The organism is Citrobacter sp. TBCS-15, assembly GCF_005280815.1.
Lineage (GTDB): Bacteria > Pseudomonadota > Gammaproteobacteria > Enterobacterales > Enterobacteriaceae > Citrobacter > Citrobacter werkmanii.
Genome location: NZ_SZWK01000101.1, coordinates 714,978 through 730,605 on the forward strand (window position 1 = coordinate 714,978; position 15,628 = coordinate 730,605).

14 protein-coding genes and 1 pseudogene are annotated in these 15,628 nt (G+C 44.8%); 6 read left to right on the top strand and 9 right to left on the bottom strand.

Going from position 1 to position 15,628, the window contains the following annotated elements; translation table 11 throughout:
• Window positions 1–92: 92 nt before the first annotated feature.
• On the top strand, window positions 93–689 hold the full coding sequence (locus FDW96_RS06460; RefSeq protein WP_042313240.1) for a DUF308 domain-containing protein: 597 nt from the start codon (window positions 93–95) through the stop codon (window positions 687–689).
• Window positions 689–1,027, top strand: a complete 339-nt coding sequence (locus FDW96_RS06465; protein ID WP_079226122.1) for an HdeA/HdeB family chaperone — start codon at window positions 689–691, stop codon at window positions 1,025–1,027. Before FDW96_RS06460 ends, FDW96_RS06465 begins: the two co-directional genes overlap by 1 nt.
• A gap of 209 nt (window positions 1,028–1,236) precedes the next feature.
• Here FDW96_RS06465 and FDW96_RS06470 read toward each other — a convergent pair whose 3' ends face one another.
• From FDW96_RS06470 to FDW96_RS06485, 4 genes are all read right to left on the bottom strand, one after another.
• A complete protein-coding gene (locus FDW96_RS06470; RefSeq protein ID WP_137365375.1) occupies window positions 1,237–4,353 on the bottom strand; it encodes an efflux RND transporter permease subunit in 3,117 nt (1,038 codons plus the stop codon).
• A 28-nt stretch (window positions 4,354–4,381) separates the two neighbouring features.
• Complete coding sequence (locus FDW96_RS06475) at window positions 4,382–5,536, bottom strand: efflux RND transporter periplasmic adaptor subunit (RefSeq protein WP_079226124.1); 1,155 nt, start codon at window positions 5,534–5,536, stop codon at window positions 4,382–4,384.
• 276 nt (window positions 5,537–5,812) lie between these two features.
• The gene (locus tag FDW96_RS06480) at window positions 5,813–6,379 is read right to left on the bottom strand and encodes a Slp family lipoprotein (RefSeq protein WP_137365376.1); all 567 of its coding nucleotides are present in this window, start codon (window positions 6,377–6,379) and stop codon (window positions 5,813–5,815) included.
• 353 nt (window positions 6,380–6,732) lie between these two features.
• Complete coding sequence (locus FDW96_RS06485; protein WP_137365377.1) at window positions 6,733–7,089, bottom strand: hypothetical protein; 357 nt, start codon at window positions 7,087–7,089, stop codon at window positions 6,733–6,735.
• A gap of 440 nt (window positions 7,090–7,529) precedes the next feature.
• Here FDW96_RS06485 and FDW96_RS06490 point away from each other — a divergent pair, with 440 nt between their 5' ends.
• The gene (locus tag FDW96_RS06490) at window positions 7,530–7,757 is read left to right on the top strand and encodes a DUF1272 domain-containing protein (protein ID WP_072014810.1); all 228 of its coding nucleotides are present in this window, start codon (window positions 7,530–7,532) and stop codon (window positions 7,755–7,757) included.
• Window positions 7,758–8,152: 395 nt separating this feature from the next.
• Here the strand turns inward: FDW96_RS06490 and FDW96_RS06495 are convergent.
• Window positions 8,153–8,374 (bottom strand): annotated as a pseudogene (locus FDW96_RS06495) (transposase); the annotation flags it as partial.
• Window positions 8,375–8,686: 312 nt separating this feature from the next.
• Between FDW96_RS06495 and FDW96_RS06500 the strand changes: the two are divergent.
• Entirely contained in the window at window positions 8,687–8,881 is a 195-nt protein-coding gene (locus FDW96_RS06500) for a hypothetical protein (protein ID WP_137365379.1), read from the top strand.
• A gap of 282 nt (window positions 8,882–9,163) precedes the next feature.
• Here FDW96_RS06500 and FDW96_RS06505 read toward each other — a convergent pair whose 3' ends face one another.
• Window positions 9,164–10,468 carry an anaerobic C4-dicarboxylate transporter family protein gene (locus FDW96_RS06505; RefSeq protein ID WP_137365380.1) on the bottom strand — a complete coding sequence of 435 codons (1,305 nt, stop codon included), beginning with the start codon at window positions 10,466–10,468 and terminating at the stop codon, window positions 9,164–9,166.
• 107 nt (window positions 10,469–10,575) lie between these two features.
• The gene (locus tag FDW96_RS06510) at window positions 10,576–12,006 is read right to left on the bottom strand and encodes an aspartate ammonia-lyase (RefSeq protein WP_137365381.1); all 1,431 of its coding nucleotides are present in this window, start codon (window positions 12,004–12,006) and stop codon (window positions 10,576–10,578) included.
• 137 nt (window positions 12,007–12,143) lie between these two features.
• On the opposite strand from FDW96_RS06510, the gene FDW96_RS06515 reads away from it, so the two are divergent.
• Complete coding sequence (locus FDW96_RS06515) at window positions 12,144–13,085, top strand: LysR family transcriptional regulator (RefSeq protein ID WP_137365382.1); 942 nt, start codon at window positions 12,144–12,146, stop codon at window positions 13,083–13,085.
• A 121-nt stretch (window positions 13,086–13,206) separates the two neighbouring features.
• Here FDW96_RS06515 and FDW96_RS06520 read toward each other — a convergent pair whose 3' ends face one another.
• The gene (locus FDW96_RS06520; protein ID WP_079226128.1) at window positions 13,207–13,659 is read right to left on the bottom strand and encodes an NUDIX hydrolase; all 453 of its coding nucleotides are present in this window, start codon (window positions 13,657–13,659) and stop codon (window positions 13,207–13,209) included.
• 151 nt (window positions 13,660–13,810) lie between these two features.
• Window positions 13,811–14,359 (bottom strand): AAA family ATPase, encoded by a 549-nt coding sequence (locus tag FDW96_RS06525; RefSeq protein ID WP_137365383.1) that lies wholly within the window; start codon window positions 14,357–14,359, stop codon window positions 13,811–13,813.
• Between the two features lie 406 nt (window positions 14,360–14,765).
• Here FDW96_RS06525 and FDW96_RS06530 point away from each other — a divergent pair, with 406 nt between their 5' ends.
• A complete protein-coding gene (locus tag FDW96_RS06530; RefSeq protein WP_061382287.1) occupies window positions 14,766–15,557 on the top strand; it encodes a hypothetical protein in 792 nt (263 codons plus the stop codon).
• The last annotated feature ends 71 nt before the right edge of the window (window positions 15,558–15,628 follow it).

Consider the following 15,628-nt stretch of genomic DNA (forward strand, 5'->3'; position numbering starts at 1 on the left):
GACTTATCATTTGATTGTAAGTGATATGTATTGTGTGAGTATTAACTCTTTTATTAGTAGGTTACATTACGTTTACATGTAACGGAGGATGTATGTTTATTTTTAATCAGCAAGCCCTGAGAACGTTTAATGAAAAAACACTTTCTCATTATAAAAGACACGCAACAATTATGGCGGTGCTGTTGTTGATATGTGGTATTTGCTGCTTAATCTATCCTATCGCTGCTGGCGTTTATTTAAGCTATGCGACAGGTTTTATGTTCCTGGTATGCGGTTTTTATTCTATCTATAGCCTGTTTAGCGCTGGGAAGAAGCAGTTGAAAGCCAAATTTACCTATGCATTTTTTGCTATCGCATGGTTACTGCTGGGGTACTGTTTCCTTGTTAACCCTGTGATCGGCATGAATTCGTTAGCTATGGTTTTTTGCTGCTTGTTTATTCTTGGTGGTATTTTTCGTGTGGCTTCCGGAGTTCAAATGTTCCGCAGTCCGGGCTATGTCTGGAACATTTTTATCGGCATTTTAGATCTGCTTATTGCTGGCGTATGGCTGAATATGGATCCCGATAAGTCTTACGTGTTTACTTCGATTTTTATTGGAGTCGAGATGATCTTCAGTTCTTTGGCTTTTATCAGCCTGCGTAGAAATACGAAGTTGGCATCAACAGATAAACTAGCCAATAACAACTAATCCTATCTCTGGAGTGTATCGTGAATATTAAAATGATGGTTTCAGCTGTTGTGATTATGACCTCTGTTTTGGCACCGATGAGCTGTGCGTTTGCTACTCAGGCAACCGAAGCTGCGCCACAAGATATGACCTGTAAAGAATTTGCTGATATGAGTCGGCAATACATGACGGCAATTGCCTTTGTGATTGTTAATAAAAATTCTGACTTTAAAGGCGATGATTATGTTCCGCTGCATGAGGTGGAAACTGTCGCTGTTCCTAAAATGATTAACATGTGTCATCAGCACCCGAATACGAAATTGGGCGAATTGGCCGTAAATCTGCACACGATTGATTAACCGTTTTGATAGCCTGGCTTTAGTTAGAATTGACAACCTCTGTCCCTACACCCGCATTTCCCCTCACAATAAAATAACTCACCCTGCTATCCACGAGGAAACTCGCTGGATAGCTGTGTCTGCTAACAACCGTAGGTCTGATAAGTGAAGCGCCATTCCTGGGATCTTATTACCCGATCCCAGGGATAAGCATCTACAAGGGCAGGGAATTAATGCCGGGTTTTAAATCGCGCCAGCATGTTTTCGACAAGAACAAAGAAGACCGGAACAAAGTAGATCGCCAGCACGGTCGCGGCCAGCATCCCACCGATAACGCCCGTACCGACGGCGTTTTGCGCGCCAGAGCCTGCGCCGTCACTTATTGCCAGTGGGATAACCCCCAGAATGAAGGCCAATGACGTCATCAAAATAGGACGTAAACGCATTTGCGCAGCTTCCACCGCAGCTTCAAGCGGCGTTTTTCCTTCTTTTTGCATAATCTCGACGGCAAACTCGACGATCAGAATAGCGTTTTTAGCTGAGAGTCCCATGGTGGTGAGCAGGCCAACCTGGAAGTAAACATCATTGCTCAGGCCACGCAGATCGGTCGCCAGCAAAGCCCCGACCACACCGATTGGTACAACCAGCATCACAGAAAACGGTATTGACCAGCTTTCATAGAGTGCTGCCAGCGCCAGAAATACGACGATCAGAGAAATGCCGTACAGCATTGGCGCCTGGTGGGTAGACAGCGCCTCCTGATACGACAGCCCCGTCCAGGCATAACCGACGCCCGCGGGCAGTTTATTAATCAGTGATGCCATAAATTTCATCGCATCGCCGCTGCTTTTCCCTGCGACCGGTTGGCCGAGAATTTCCATTGCAGGCTGTCCGTTGTAGCGTTCAAGACGGGGAGAGCCGTAGGTCCATTCGGTTGATGAGCAGGCCGAAAGCGGCGTCATCGCGCCAGAGGCGTTACGTACGTACCAGTGATTGATATTGTCCGGCAGCATACGGAACGGCGTATCGGCCTGCACATACACTTTTTTAACGCGTCCCTGGTTAAGGAAATCATTGACGTAGCGGCTACCAAACGCCGTAGAGATGGTCTGATTGATATCCGACAATGCCACACCCATCGCCTCTGCTTTTGTCGCGTTGACGTGGATACGAAACATCGGCGTATCTTCCAGCCCATTTGGGCGCACTCCGTTAACTTCATCGGGTGACTGGCTGGCCAAAGCCAGGAGCTGGTTGCGGGCCTGCATCATTTTTTCATGCCCAAGGTTGCCGTTATCCAGCAACTCCATATCAAAACCTGAAGCGGTGCCCAATTCCGCGACTGCGGGTAAATTGAACGGATAAACGACGGCATTATTAATGGTGCTTAAAGCCATCATTGCCCGGCGAATGATGGCGGTAACCGAGTTTTCTTCGCCAACACGTTCTGACCACGGTTTCAGGCTGATAAACGCCAGACCGTTATTTTGCCCCTGTCCGCTGAAGCCAAATCCGCCAACGGTAAAAACAGACGCGACATTTTTCTGTTCTTTTGTCAGATAGTAATCCGTTATTTCCCCAAGCACTTTGCTGGTATTTACCATCGTTGAACCGGAAGGTAATTGCGCCGTGGTCATGAATACGCCCTGATCTTCTTCAGGCAAAAAGGAGGTAGGAGTACGGAGAAACAGTACCATCATGCCAGCACCAATCACTAAATAGACCACCATATAACGGCCGGTGCAACGTAACAGCCTACGGGTGCTGTCCGTGTAGTGATGGGTGCATTTCTCCATGAAGTGATTGAAACGGGTAAACAGAAAATGGGTGTTTTCTTTTTCTCCCTCGTGGGATTTTAACAGCATGGCGCAGAGTGCGGGCGTCAGGCTCATCGCCACGAACACCGACAGCAGCATGGAGGAAATTAAGGTGATGGAAAACTGACGGAAAATCTCACCCGTTGCCCCGCTCATAAATGCCATTGGCATAAACACGGCGGATAAGACGACGGCAATACCGACCAGTGCTCTCTGGAGCTGACCCATCGCTTTATGCGTCGCCGCTTTTGGTGACAAGTGCTCTTCGGCAATAATACGTTCTACGTTCTCAACCACCACGATGGCATCATCAACTAACAATCCTATTGCCAGCACCATGCCAAACATCGTGAGCGTATTGATCGAAAAACCGGCGACGTCGAGTATTGCAAAGGTTCCGAGAATAACAACCGGAACCGCGATAGTGGGGATAAGCGTCGCGCGGAAACTTTGCAAAAACAGGTACATGACGAGGAATACCAGGATGATTGCCTCGATCAATGTATGAAACACACCCTGAATTGAGATCTCGATAAAGGGGGTAGTGTCATAGGGATAAACGGTTTTCATGCTGGCCGGAAACCAGGCTGATAATCTGTTCAACTCTTGTTTAACGGCCTGGGAGGTTTCCAGGGCATTGGCGCCTGCGGCAAGTTTAATCGCAATCCCGGCGGCGGGTTTTCCGTTGTAACGTGCCACCGTGGCATAATTTTCCGCACCCAGCTCAATGCGTGCGACGTCGCGCAGCAGAACCTGGGAGCCATCCTGCTGAACCTTAAGGAAGATCTTGCCGAATTCATCGGTAGTTTGCAGGCGTGTCTGAACAATGATCGACGCATTTAACTGCTGGTCGGCTGATTGCGGCATTCCTCCCAGCTGTCCGCCCGATATCTGGTTATTCTGTACTTTGAGTTGGGTAATAACGTCCTGCGGCGTAAGGTTATATTTGTCGAGCTTTTGCGGATCCAGCCAGATACGCATGGCGTATTGCGAACCGAATAACTGTACGCTCCCGACCCCGGGGGTGCGGCTTAGTGGATCTTTAATATTTGACGCCACATAGTCAGCAATATCATATTGGCTCAGACTGTTATTATCAGAGATAAAACCGGCGACCATTAAGATATTGCTGCTGGATTTATCAACGCTGATCCCTTGCTGCTGGACTTCCTGTGGCAAGGAAGGCATCGCCAGCTGCAGTTTATTCTGTACCTGAACCTGCGCTATATCAGGTGAAGTCCCCGTTTTAAAGGTCAGGATAATCGACGCATTACCGGCCGCATCGCTGGTGGATGACATATACATCAGGCCATCAAGCCCGTTCATATTCTGTTCAATCACCTGAGTCACCGAGTCTTCAACGGTCTTGGCGTCTGCACCGGGGTAGGCTGCGCTAATGGTAATTGTGGGGGGAGCAATTTGCGGATATTGCGCGATGGGTAAGTTCATTATCGCGATACCGCCGGTAAACATCATGATAATAGCGAGCACCCAGGCGAAAACCGGGCGCTCAATAAAAAAGTTAGCCATGAAGAAGGTGTCCTTAATACCTGAAATATTACTGTTCAGTTACCGTGTCAGGTGTGTTTGGTTTTGCTGCGAGGATTTTGGCTTTAATTCCCGGACGGATTCTTTGTAATCCGGATACAATGACCCGATCGCCAGGATGTAATCCCGTAGTCACCAACCATTGATTGCCTACAGCCTTCACCGCATTTATTTCGCGTAGTTGCACCACGTTTTCTTGATCGAGGATTAACGCTGTGGCCTTTCCCTGCGCGTTATGCGTAATCCCTTGCTGTGGAACCATTAAAACATTCTGTTGGCTGCCCTCATCCAGCAATGCTGTGACGTACATACCGGGTAAAATTTCACCCTCAGGATTGGGGAACACGGCGCGCAAGGTCACGGAGCCGGTAGTCTCATCGACGGCAGGATCGGAAAACTCAAGCGTGCCGGTATAGCGATAGGGCTTGCCATTTTCCAGCATCAGCTCAACCGGAATTTTGCCCTTTTGCTGGGCAATTTTCCCACTGGCTTTTTCTTCTTTCAGGCGTAAGAAGTCTTGTACTGACTGCGTTAAATCAACATAAATTGGATCCAGTCTTTGCACGGTAACCAGCGCGTTTCCCTGATTCGCGGTGACCAGAGCACCCACGGTTACGGAGGATTTACCGCTGATGCCCTCAATCGGCGAGGTGACATTGGCGTAACGCAGGTTGATGGTGGCCTGCTCAAGATCCGCTTTGGCGACGGCGACATTGGCTTCTGCTTCATTAAGCTGCGAGCGCGTCGTGTCGTAGTCCTGGCGGCTGACGTAATTGGACTTTATTAATGCTGACTGCCGATTTAATGTCAGTCGCACATTATTGGCCGTCGCCTGTGCCTTTGCCAGTGCGCCTCTGGCTGCATCCAGCCTGGCCTGCAACGGGGCGGGATCAATTTGATACAGTGACTCTCCTTTGCTGACTTTGTCACCTTCAATAAAATTACGTTTGATGATGATCCCCCCAACCTGAGGGCGGATTTCGGCGATCTCAAATGAAACCGCGCGGCCAGGAAGCTCGCTTTTAATATTCACTGAGGAAGGCGCTAAGGTAACAACGCCGACCTCGGGCTCCATGGCGGTTTTTACTGCAGGTTTATTATCGCAGGCGGTAATAATGACGCTGCTAAAAAATAATGGTATCAACAGTAAGCATTTTCTGTTCATAGTAATCCCTGAAGAATTCGTAAGCACAAATGTTTTTTATGGCATGCAGGGTGGGGGAGTTATCGGTAAATAACAGAAGATGGTCAGGCATGAGAAAAGTAACGCCCATTTTTGCGCTAAAAGTTAGCGGTTAAATTATATGCAGCAGAAATAATGAATATTTAGCGAAGGATCACATGGAGCACGATGACGCAATAAGCGAAACGCGGAGTGATTAAAATGCGTGTTGGCAAACACTCGACTCCGGAGTCTATTCGCATCATCGTACTACAGGGATTATTTCACTAGCTCTGGCGTAACCTCGGTTACGGTACTTGCGGAGTAGGGCATTCCCCACATCGGTCCGGGCCAGAACGCGCCATAACCGTAATCCCACATATTATAGGTCGTGTTTACGGACTCAGTTAAATGCCAAACCTGAATGCCTTGTAAATCAACTTTAACAAAGTTGTACGGGATTTTGTTGATGAATCCTTGTTCATCTCCTTGAATTGTCCCTAAAATAGTCACGAAGTGGTTTCTGTAATTTACCGGGTCGAGAAAACCCTTCTGTTGGGCAAGAATACGTCCCTGATAGCTGGCGTCTATTTGTGGTTTAGCGTCGTTGTTCAGCGGCAGAACGGCGATTTCCAGTAACGTATCCGTTTTGGTGTTAATTACATTGATGACTTTACCCCCAAATCGGGCCTGCTGGCCTGTATATAACCCCGGTTGGTTATGCACGGAGATAAAGTTCTTTTGTATATCTGGTTGATTATTACCTTTGATATTTTCAGGAATTGAAGCACATGATGCCAGAGTGAAAGCAAGGGCAATAATCAGCAACCCTTTTTGTTTTTTCATTTTACTTTCCTGCTAAAAAAGACAGGCCTATAGTAAACCTTTACTCATTAATGTCAGCAGGCGTGAGGCTGATTATCTAAAATTAATATAATTGTAGCTTATGGTAATAACAGACAGTATTTTAGCGGGTCGCAGGGAGAGTGGATGACGGTCAACAACTGTGAGGTGCTGATGATACCACAAGGTTATTACACGGTGGCGACCATGGCAGGATAATCACGTTAGGGGCGTTTGAACTCAGTCATCATCACGTTCTGCGGATTTAAGTCAGGAACGTGTCAACGCTATTCAGGGCGGGTCATGCTAATAATAAAAGCCGCTTTTGCGGCTTTTATTATTAGATGGCAGGTGGATTATTCGCTGACTTTTTTCTCAACGGAGGTTGCACCTTCTTTGGTCTTATTCCAGCCTTTCTCGGTAACTTCTTTTGTTGCATTCCAACCTTTTTCAGCGCCTTCCTTGGTTGTATTCCAGGCTTTTTGTGAGCCCTCACTCACCTTGCTGCTCAGGTCATCTTGCTTACCTTCAGCAGTATGTTTTGCTTTTAATTTTTGCTCTTCGCCCTGATTCTGCGCCTGATGCAGTTTTTCTTTTGCAGTATTCGCGTTTTCGTGCGCGGCAGCGACATCATTATCGGTTGCGTGTGTTGTTGCGGCAATAACAGGAGAAGCCAGCAGAATTGCAGATAATGCGATAATTGTCTTTTTCATAATATCCTCGCTTAGCGTTATAAGTTATTAGCGTGATGAAGCATGACATACAAACGAAGCGCTGACTTTAGGAAAAAACTGTAAGTGCTGCTAACGTTATTTATCCATTTTGTGCAGCTTTGAGCAATTAATACGGTTATTTTTATGGCGGGTATTGTTTTTTTGCGCGAAAGGGAAGGTGTAAAAATCGTAGTGATAATGTTGATATGAAAAGTTTTATCTGTTTGATTTTTATGTGATTGATTGGGGCGTTATAGGCTGGTCGTTCGTTTCCGAAGGTGAGCGTTTCTATCAAATAATTCACTCTCTTGATTTTTCCGGCCTGTAGACCATGCTTATTTCATACGGGCATAAACAATAACGTCGTTTATCGCAAAAGTGATACCGATAGAGGGCTTTTGGTATGTCCAATGATGTGCCTTTAACAATAAGAGAGCACCATGCTTGAACTCCGTCCTAATTGCGAATGCTGTGATAAAGATCTGCCACCTGAATCAAAAGGGGCCTACATCTGTTCATTCGAATGCACATTTTGTGTAGATTGCGTGACCCAACGACTTAATGGCCAGTGCCCGAACTGCGGAGGGGAGCTGGTGCGACGTCCAATACGCCCCGAAGCATCCCTCCTGCGGCACCCTGCATCCACTCAGCGTCACTATCAACAATAGAGATGCAAACTATGTTCGCTCGTTGCTTGTAACGGTCTCCGTGATCCTGCTAGCCGTCCGCTTAGTGCCAACAGCGGACATTTGTTATTCCCGCGAGATAATCGCCTTTCGCCACAGGCATATCCCATAAGCAGCCAAGTCGTAAATCCCACTCTGCAGAACTGAACTTCAGCTGACCACTTTCAGGAGTTGGTGTGATCTCACTGAAGAAAACCTTTTTTTTCAACCATAAGATCAACCCTGCAATAATCAAAGTCAGTAGCAAGTTTTTTCTGAAGCTTCAATAAGTTCGTCTAAAGAACGGGGATGTTTAATACTGTAAGGAGCGTTACGGTATTCGAGTGTAAACGACAGGGCGTCCGCATGAGTGCTTGTTTTTTATCCACTGATGTAGATCCTGCGATCAGAACCCGCTTTAAAAGAGCCGGATTCATCATGCAGCGCTTCTGCTTAATCGGTATGCTGATTTTAGTATCTTCCTCGCGCATCATATTGAGTGCCATGTGTCGTAAACCCGCCAAGTTTTCCGCTGCGTTTTCGCGGTAAATTTGGCAGGCTTCTGCCTTTAGGCTGACATCCATGATCCAGTGCATCGACTCACTCCCTAAGGCTTGCCGCTGTGGTGTAAACGCAGCGTGTATCGCCTCGGACAGCAAGGGTTGCTTGCCCTTTACGGGGGCTTGTTGAATAAGTCACTTTTGATGAGATGATTGTTCAACAATAAAGTATAAATTTAGATTAAATCAAAAATTTGGGGACGTTCTCAAGCCACCAGACGATGTCAAACTCACTAAAATTCGATTCATTCAATAAGCTGGCTTTCATACTAATTAAATGATTTGCTTATTGAATTATAAAGTGGTAGATATGTTGGTTGATTTAATGTGGTTTTCACTTTGTTAAGATATTTTCATTACATAGGAACGGTTATGGAATTTATTGCTTGGACTCTTGTTGTAGTTGGTTTATGTCTTCTTGTGGTTGGTACTATTCAATCCAGACGTCACCATGCTTTAGTTAAGACTAATATAAGAGAGGCGGTTAAAACAAGTAATGGCGATGCTCCTATGTGCTCAGGATATATTATTTTTTTAATCGGCCTTATTATTTTAGTTGTTGGATGAATAATTTAATTATTACTGATAATGAAAACAAAACGAAGATATATTTGCTCCTCCGGATATTACGGGTCAGAAAAGTAGAAGATTGAGACGATTTATTACGTTCCTCAACGTCCGCTCTTCGCTCTCAGCAGACCTTCCGCGTCAGGAATGTGACTGCAGTGTGCCAGAAGCGGACGTTGTTTTTGATAGCTATTAAGCTATGAATCACTGTTAATCTGTAAATGATAAAATGTTTTAGATTGCATCTTACTATTTCTTATATCTGATTGGTAATCATATCAATTAAAGAATGATTTTTGCCAGGGCAAAACCGATTGGGACTGCAACTAATATAGAGATGCAGCCCGGTAAAAAGAATGGATGATTAATTATCTTAGAACCATTCCACCGTTTACTTAAAAATGAGCCAGTATCATCAGTTGCAGTTGCAATTGCAAATGCAGTTGTTGGGTAAATGTTAGTGAGATAAAGTGCACTAACAGCGACGAAACTGGCCAAAATGGCATCAACGCTAATACCAATAGAGGCGGCAATAGGCATCAATAAAGCACATGTTGCGCCCTGACTGAATAACATTGCGCTGGTACAGAAAAAAACTACCGCCAGTAGTCCCGGGTACATACGTAACATATCACTGGCTTGTATTTTTATCTCATCGATATGTGCGCCAATAAGTGTACTGCTTAACCACACAATACCTAATACCACAACCAGTGATTCAGCACCAGATTTAAATATAGGTGTATTCTTCAGTTCTTTCATATCAAGTTTACAGATAAAAATAATTAACGTAGAAACAACAAACATGGTAATGATTATTAGATCACGAGAATTAATTGCATGCCCAATAACCGATTTAAACAGCAACATACAAACTACAAATATAACGCCCATCAAAAAAATCACTACCGAAGATTTAGCCCTTGCGGGAACTTCATTTTTGATATGTTTATTTATAACAATTTTATTTTCTTGCATAACCTTTTTACAAATGGGATCATCAGCCAAATTTTCACCTTGTCTGCTGGCGATAAAAGCTGCAACCAGCATAGCAAAAAAAGCCGTGGGGAAAACAATCAACATAGCATCACCAAAACTGACTCCCATTACCTCAACAGTACCATACATAATTGCTGTAGCTGCGGAGATTGGTGAGGCTGTAATTCCTAACTGTGAGGCAACAACAGCAGAACTTAATGGTTGGCTGGGCCTAATACCGTTATCTTTTGCAACTTCCTGAATCACATTCATGACTGACATAGCGGTATATCCCGTACCAGAAAGTACCGTCAGGATAAAGGTCACTGTTGGCGCAAGAATATTAAGATAACCTGGATTATTACGTAATAATTTCTCTGTTAGAGTTACTAAATAATCCATTCCGCCAGCCTGTTGCATTGCAGAGAGCGCTACAATGGTGGACAGAATAATGAGCATGACGTCGACAGGCGGAGTCCCCACCGGAACATCAAAAATAAAAACTGAAATTGCCAATCCAACCCCACCAGCAAACCCTACTCCAATCCCCCCCCAACGGGCGGCAAGCATGATAGTCCCCAGCAATAAAACGACATGAAACATTACCATATAATTATCCTTTTTTTATTTTTATTTCACGCAAAGTGGATGCAAAGGTAATGAATTTTTACATTCATTACCTCAAGTCAAAACTAATTATTTATTAAATCGGATGACTACAAAATATTCATTTCTTTTTGATACCGCTTAATCACTGCTGTACTTTTTTGTGGGTCAGTCATATTCATTGGATCAAGCAAGTAATCTGCCTGTTCTGGCGTTAACAGATTTTCTGCTAAAACGACCTGCTTTACACTGGTCTGCTGCTGAAATGCGGTTTTGGCAATTCTAGATCCTACCTGATAGCCAAATAATGTGGAGATGATAGTCGCAAGCGCTGTACTTTCCTCTGCATAACGGGCGCTCACTTTTTCGTTGATCGCAATATCCTTCAGGCACTTATCAATAAATAACGGTATCCCTTTACTTAATAATGAGCAGGATTCAAAGAGAGCTTTCAACAACACAGGTTCCCACACGTTCAGATCAAGCTCACCGCCCTCCACAGCCATCGTCACAGTTACGTCATTACCAATCACCTGATACGCAATTTGATTTATCAATTCAGGTATTACAGGATTAATTTTTCCCGGCATAATTGAAGAGCCCGGTTGGACAGCAGGGACAATAATTTCATTAAACCCCGCTCTTGGTCCTGAACCTTGTATACGAAAATCGGTAGCCATTTTGGAGAGAAACGCAGCTATTTTTTTTAGCTGTGCGGAAAATTCAATATAAAAATCACCGTGCTGAAGACCGTCAAAGAAATCCGATTCTGGCGTGTATTTATCCCCAGTAATGATTTCCAGCCACTGATAAACTGCCGGGATATATCCTTCGTGAGTTGACAGACCTGTGCCTATAGCTGTCGCGCCCAATGGTAAAAACAATGCTTCTTCGCTTACTTCAGCCATTTTTGCTCTAAGTTTGCTGACCTGCGTGCGATAAGCGCCAAACTGCTGGCCAAACGTCATCGGTACTGCATCTTGTAAGCAGGTTCTCCCCAACTTCACCTTGTCAGAAAACAGAAAACTTTTTTCTGACAACACCGCTTCAAGTTCTTCTAATCGAATTAACAATTGATTTATATTCATACGGCTGGTCATTTTCATCGCCGCAGGGATGACGTCATTCGTTGACTGCCCCATGTTAACATGGGTATTTGGGTGAATCTCATCATATCCGCGTTTGCCTGTGATTAGCTCACTTGCCCGGTTTGCGACTACTTCATTCATGTTCATATTGGTTGAAGTGCCGCCTCCCCCCTGAAAAATATCAATAGGAAAATGGGCATCAAAATCGCCGGCCATTACCTCTTTCAACGCAGTAACGATGGCTGACGCTTTCTGTTCATCCAGCGCACCAATTTGTCTGTTAGCCTCTGCTGCCGCTTGCTTGATAGCGGCGATAGACCATAAAAAGTGTGGTATTTCTCCTGCTGTTTTTCCTGACACGGAGAAATTCAGCACCGCACGTTGTGTTTGAATACCATAGTAGGCCTCATCTGGCACCATTAAAGTTCCTAATAGATCTTTTTCTTCACGCATATCTGTTTCTCTTGTGTATTAAGGTTGCCTATACATTAATTTAGCGATGTAACAGATAGTTTGAAGTAGCTCAAAGAAAAAATACCATTTAAAAGTTAAATATATACTATTAAAAAATTTAATAATAAAGGGTGAAAATGAAGGATATTAACTTTGATTTTAAGCAATTGCAGGCATTTTTAACCGTGATAGACACTGGCTCATTTACAGCCGCAGCGAGGAAACTGAATGTGACTCAGTCATCAATTTCGCAGCAGGTTGCAAACCTGGAGCTCGGATTAAATACTGCTCTAGTCAACCGTTCACAGCGACCAATCCAGATGACGATAGCTGGACAAGCACTCTACCCGTTAGGAAAAAAAATTATTGATAACGGTGTCCACCTGCAAGAACGTATCAATGCAATAAGCGACGGACATATTTCAAATCTGAAAATTGGGTTTGTGGATTCAATTAGTAAAACCGTTGGCCTGGATATCCTGAAATTCCTGCAACCACAGGTGAAGCATATTTTTCAGGTGACTGGTACAGCATCCGGATTACTCCAGGCACTTAATAATGGGAGTATTAATCTTGCTGTAACCATGCTGTATACTGAAATGCCACCCAATGTTAGAATGTATCCTTTGATTGAGGAAGAGTTTCTATGTATTTGCCCCAAATCTTGGCCGGAAACAGAGCTGGAAGAATTATGTAAACAGCGGAACTACATTGCTTATACCCAAAATACGCCAACGGGAATCCAGACACTTAACTGGCTGAAATGGCAAAACTTTTCTCCTACCATTCAGTTTGAAATGGACAATGCTGATGAAATATTGAAACTAATATCCTGTGGTTACGGGTGGACGTTAACGACACCGTTGTTCATTACTACTATTCCTGCTTTTTCTAACTTGCTGAAGATTATCCGGATCAAAAAGCGTAAAGAGCGTCGTAAAATTGTTCTGCTGTGCAAGAATGATGAGTTCTCAGTTTTTTATAAAAACCTGGCCTTTGAGATTCGTTCGATATTGGAAACGAAACTGGAGCAGGAGTTTTACAACCAACTGGATTTGGATGATAATTTGCCATCATAGATATGCACACGAACATAACAGTTCTCAAATCCAATGTCCGCTCCTCGCTCATAGCGGACCTTCAGCTCAGGTAACTTGTCCACTTCGTGCCAGAAGTGGACATCTAAGCCGTTTCAGAGAGTTAAGTGCAGGGGAAGCCTTCAAGTATGTTAATTATCAAATCGAGTGGGAAGATGATTTCTTTAGTTTGTTTGAGCTCTTCTAAGCTCCACCAGTAGTGCTCGCGAATGACTTCTTTTTCGTTGTTACTCCAACCTGATCGGTCAATATCTGGTTTTTCTGCAGTAATAATAAAGAAATGTTCTTCAGCGAGAACGTTCTCACCACTTGGCAACATCATAGGAAAGGTTCTGGAGGCTATTTGTGGTCCCGCCGTTTTTCTTATCAGGCCCGTTTCTTCAAATAATTCACGTAGCGCCGCCTGCTCAAAAGACTCGTTGTGCTCAAGTCCTCCCCCTGGCGTTGCCCAGTAAGTTTTTCCATCCAGAGCATCATCTTTATGGCAGAACCTAAAGAGCAGAACGTGATTTTCAGGTGAAAGAACTATCAATCGAGAGGATGGACGAGTACGCATTTATTCCCTCTTAAATAAAATTTAAACCCTCATTGCGGATTTTCATATAAACATAAATTGCAGTCTGCAAGCGCGCATAGAGAATGTATTTTCTTGCCACGATGGCCGATTCAGGCAGAGTGATTCACCATTACGCGTAGTTGCTGTTTTATCAGCGTACTATCCTGGAAAGGATAAAATCCACACGCTCCTCAACCGAAACGCATGGCAATTCAATCAACTGATAATCATACATACGGTATGTTTGCACCATTGCGTGATATGTCGCGACGGCGACATCGAAAGATTGCTTGCGCTCGGTATCCTGTACATATATGTCACGCCAGGGGGGGGCAATAAATACTGTTCGGTTATAGCGAAATCTCTCGATGGCGTTTTCCAGATGCTTCGGTATGGTAAGCTCTGAAAGACGTAAATAACCTACAACATCAGGAACACCACGGTCGAAGAAGCAGGGTCTTGTTTGCCCTTCTGCTTCGTGCCATGAACGCATTTCCCAGGATAGCATGAGCTCTGCGAACGCAGTTTGATTGGCCCATGGCAATGCATCACCGCCGATGTTAACCTGGTCTTGTATAACACCTCGTCCAGCTTCTTTAGAACACCAAACACCTCTTTTTTTAAGGGTATCAATTATCGTGCTTTTGCCTGACCCTGGGCCACCTGTAAGAATGAAACGATGTTGAAAAGATGAAGACATTGAACCCTCCTGAACATTTATAGTCGCGATGAAGTAGCAATTCTTCTGGCGTATTTTCCCGTGTCGGCAGATTACTTGTTGATGGTTTGACTAACTACATTTTATCCTGGCTTGCATATCCGCTACTCGTTCTGACAGGACGTTCTAAAACTGTGCTAGCAATACGACTGATAGGTGGGCAGGATTTCACCATTCGATGGAATCTGAGGACGCTGCCAATGCAGATGATCAAACGTTCCCCCAACTAAACGCTGCACTTCGCTCTCTGGTCTTACCCACCAATAGTGGGCATGCGGCTAAGTGAGCGTCTTCGAAGGACATGACTGTTCCTGCAAAAATATCTGGCCTGAATATAAACTACTCGATATTCTGAAATGCTTTGTATTTTTTGTGAACAGGAAAAAGTATGCTTAGTACATTACCCGATTTACACAGAAGTTTTGCAGAGCAACTCAAGCTTAAATTCCAGTCTGATTCGCGAATTCATTCCCTTCTCGCTGGCGGTTCGATTATCCATGGCGGATTTGATAAATACTCCGATCTGGATTTTGTCGTTGTTGTAGACCCTCTCCACTATGACGAAATCATGGCTCAGCGTATTGTGTTCGCCGGAACACTGGGTCACCTGCTCCATGCTTTCACCGGGGAACATGTGGGAGAGCCTCGTCTGCTTATCTGCCTGTATGGTCCCGAACTCCTTCATGTCGATCTGAAATTCGTCACCCTGGAAATGCTCACTAAACGCGTTGAGGAGCCAGCAGTGTTATTTACCCGTGATAGCACTGCTCTGGAGCGCCAACTGGCAAAATTTAGTGCTCAGTGGCCCAACATGACGCCGGAGTGGTTTGAGTCCCGAGCCTGGATCTGGCTTCATTATGCAGTGGTTAAGCTGGGAAGAGGCGAACTCTTTGAAGCGATAGGCATGCTGGCATTCTTCCGCGAGCAAGTGCTGGGACCTATGCTGTACCGTCGTGCCAATCTACCGCAACGTGGGGTTCGCCGCATCGAATTCCTCAGCATTGATCCTGATGACTTGCTGACTTCCACGCTGGCAACGCACGATCGTGATTCCGTCAGCATGGCCATCAGAAAGGCTGTTGATGCTTATATCACGCTGCGGGCTGATGCGTTGCCGGAAAATATCGCAGACGATGCGGCACGTTGGGCTGTTCTTGCCATGCTCGAAGCCAGAACCTGACCTTAAAAGGTTTGGTCTGTTCCGCACTCATGTTCAGACGATGTTTGCTAAAAAATGGTCGTCTGAATTTC

Bases quoted from the DNA above. Each gene is read 5' to 3' on its own strand.
- FDW96_RS06460 (WP_042313240.1), top strand. From the start codon at position 93: ATGTTTATTTTTAATCAGCAAGCCCTGAGAACGTTTAATGAAAAAACA.
- FDW96_RS06470 (WP_137365375.1), bottom strand. From the start codon at position 4,353: ATGGCTAACTTTTTTATTGAGCGCCCGGTTTTCGCCTGGGTGCTCGCT.
- FDW96_RS06475 (WP_079226124.1), bottom strand. From the start codon at position 5,536: ATGAACAGAAAATGCTTACTGTTGATACCATTATTTTTTAGCAGCGTC.
- FDW96_RS06480 (WP_137365376.1), bottom strand. From the start codon at position 6,379: ATGAAAAAACAAAAAGGGTTGCTGATTATTGCCCTTGCTTTCACTCTG.
- FDW96_RS06485 (WP_137365377.1), bottom strand. From the start codon at position 7,089: ATGAAAAAGACAATTATCGCATTATCTGCAATTCTGCTGGCTTCTCCT.
- FDW96_RS06490 (WP_072014810.1), top strand. From the start codon at position 7,530: ATGCTTGAACTCCGTCCTAATTGCGAATGCTGTGATAAAGATCTGCCA.
- FDW96_RS06500 (WP_137365379.1), top strand. From the start codon at position 8,687: ATGGAATTTATTGCTTGGACTCTTGTTGTAGTTGGTTTATGTCTTCTT.
- FDW96_RS06505 (WP_137365380.1), bottom strand. From the start codon at position 10,468: ATGGTAATGTTTCATGTCGTTTTATTGCTGGGGACTATCATGCTTGCC.
- FDW96_RS06510 (WP_137365381.1), bottom strand. From the start codon at position 12,006: ATGCGTGAAGAAAAAGATCTATTAGGAACTTTAATGGTGCCAGATGAG.
- FDW96_RS06515 (WP_137365382.1), top strand. From the start codon at position 12,144: ATGAAGGATATTAACTTTGATTTTAAGCAATTGCAGGCATTTTTAACC.
- FDW96_RS06520 (WP_079226128.1), bottom strand. From the start codon at position 13,659: ATGCGTACTCGTCCATCCTCTCGATTGATAGTTCTTTCACCTGAAAAT.
- FDW96_RS06525 (WP_137365383.1), bottom strand. From the start codon at position 14,359: ATGTCTTCATCTTTTCAACATCGTTTCATTCTTACAGGTGGCCCAGGG.
- FDW96_RS06530 (WP_061382287.1), top strand. From the start codon at position 14,766: ATGCTTAGTACATTACCCGATTTACACAGAAGTTTTGCAGAGCAACTC.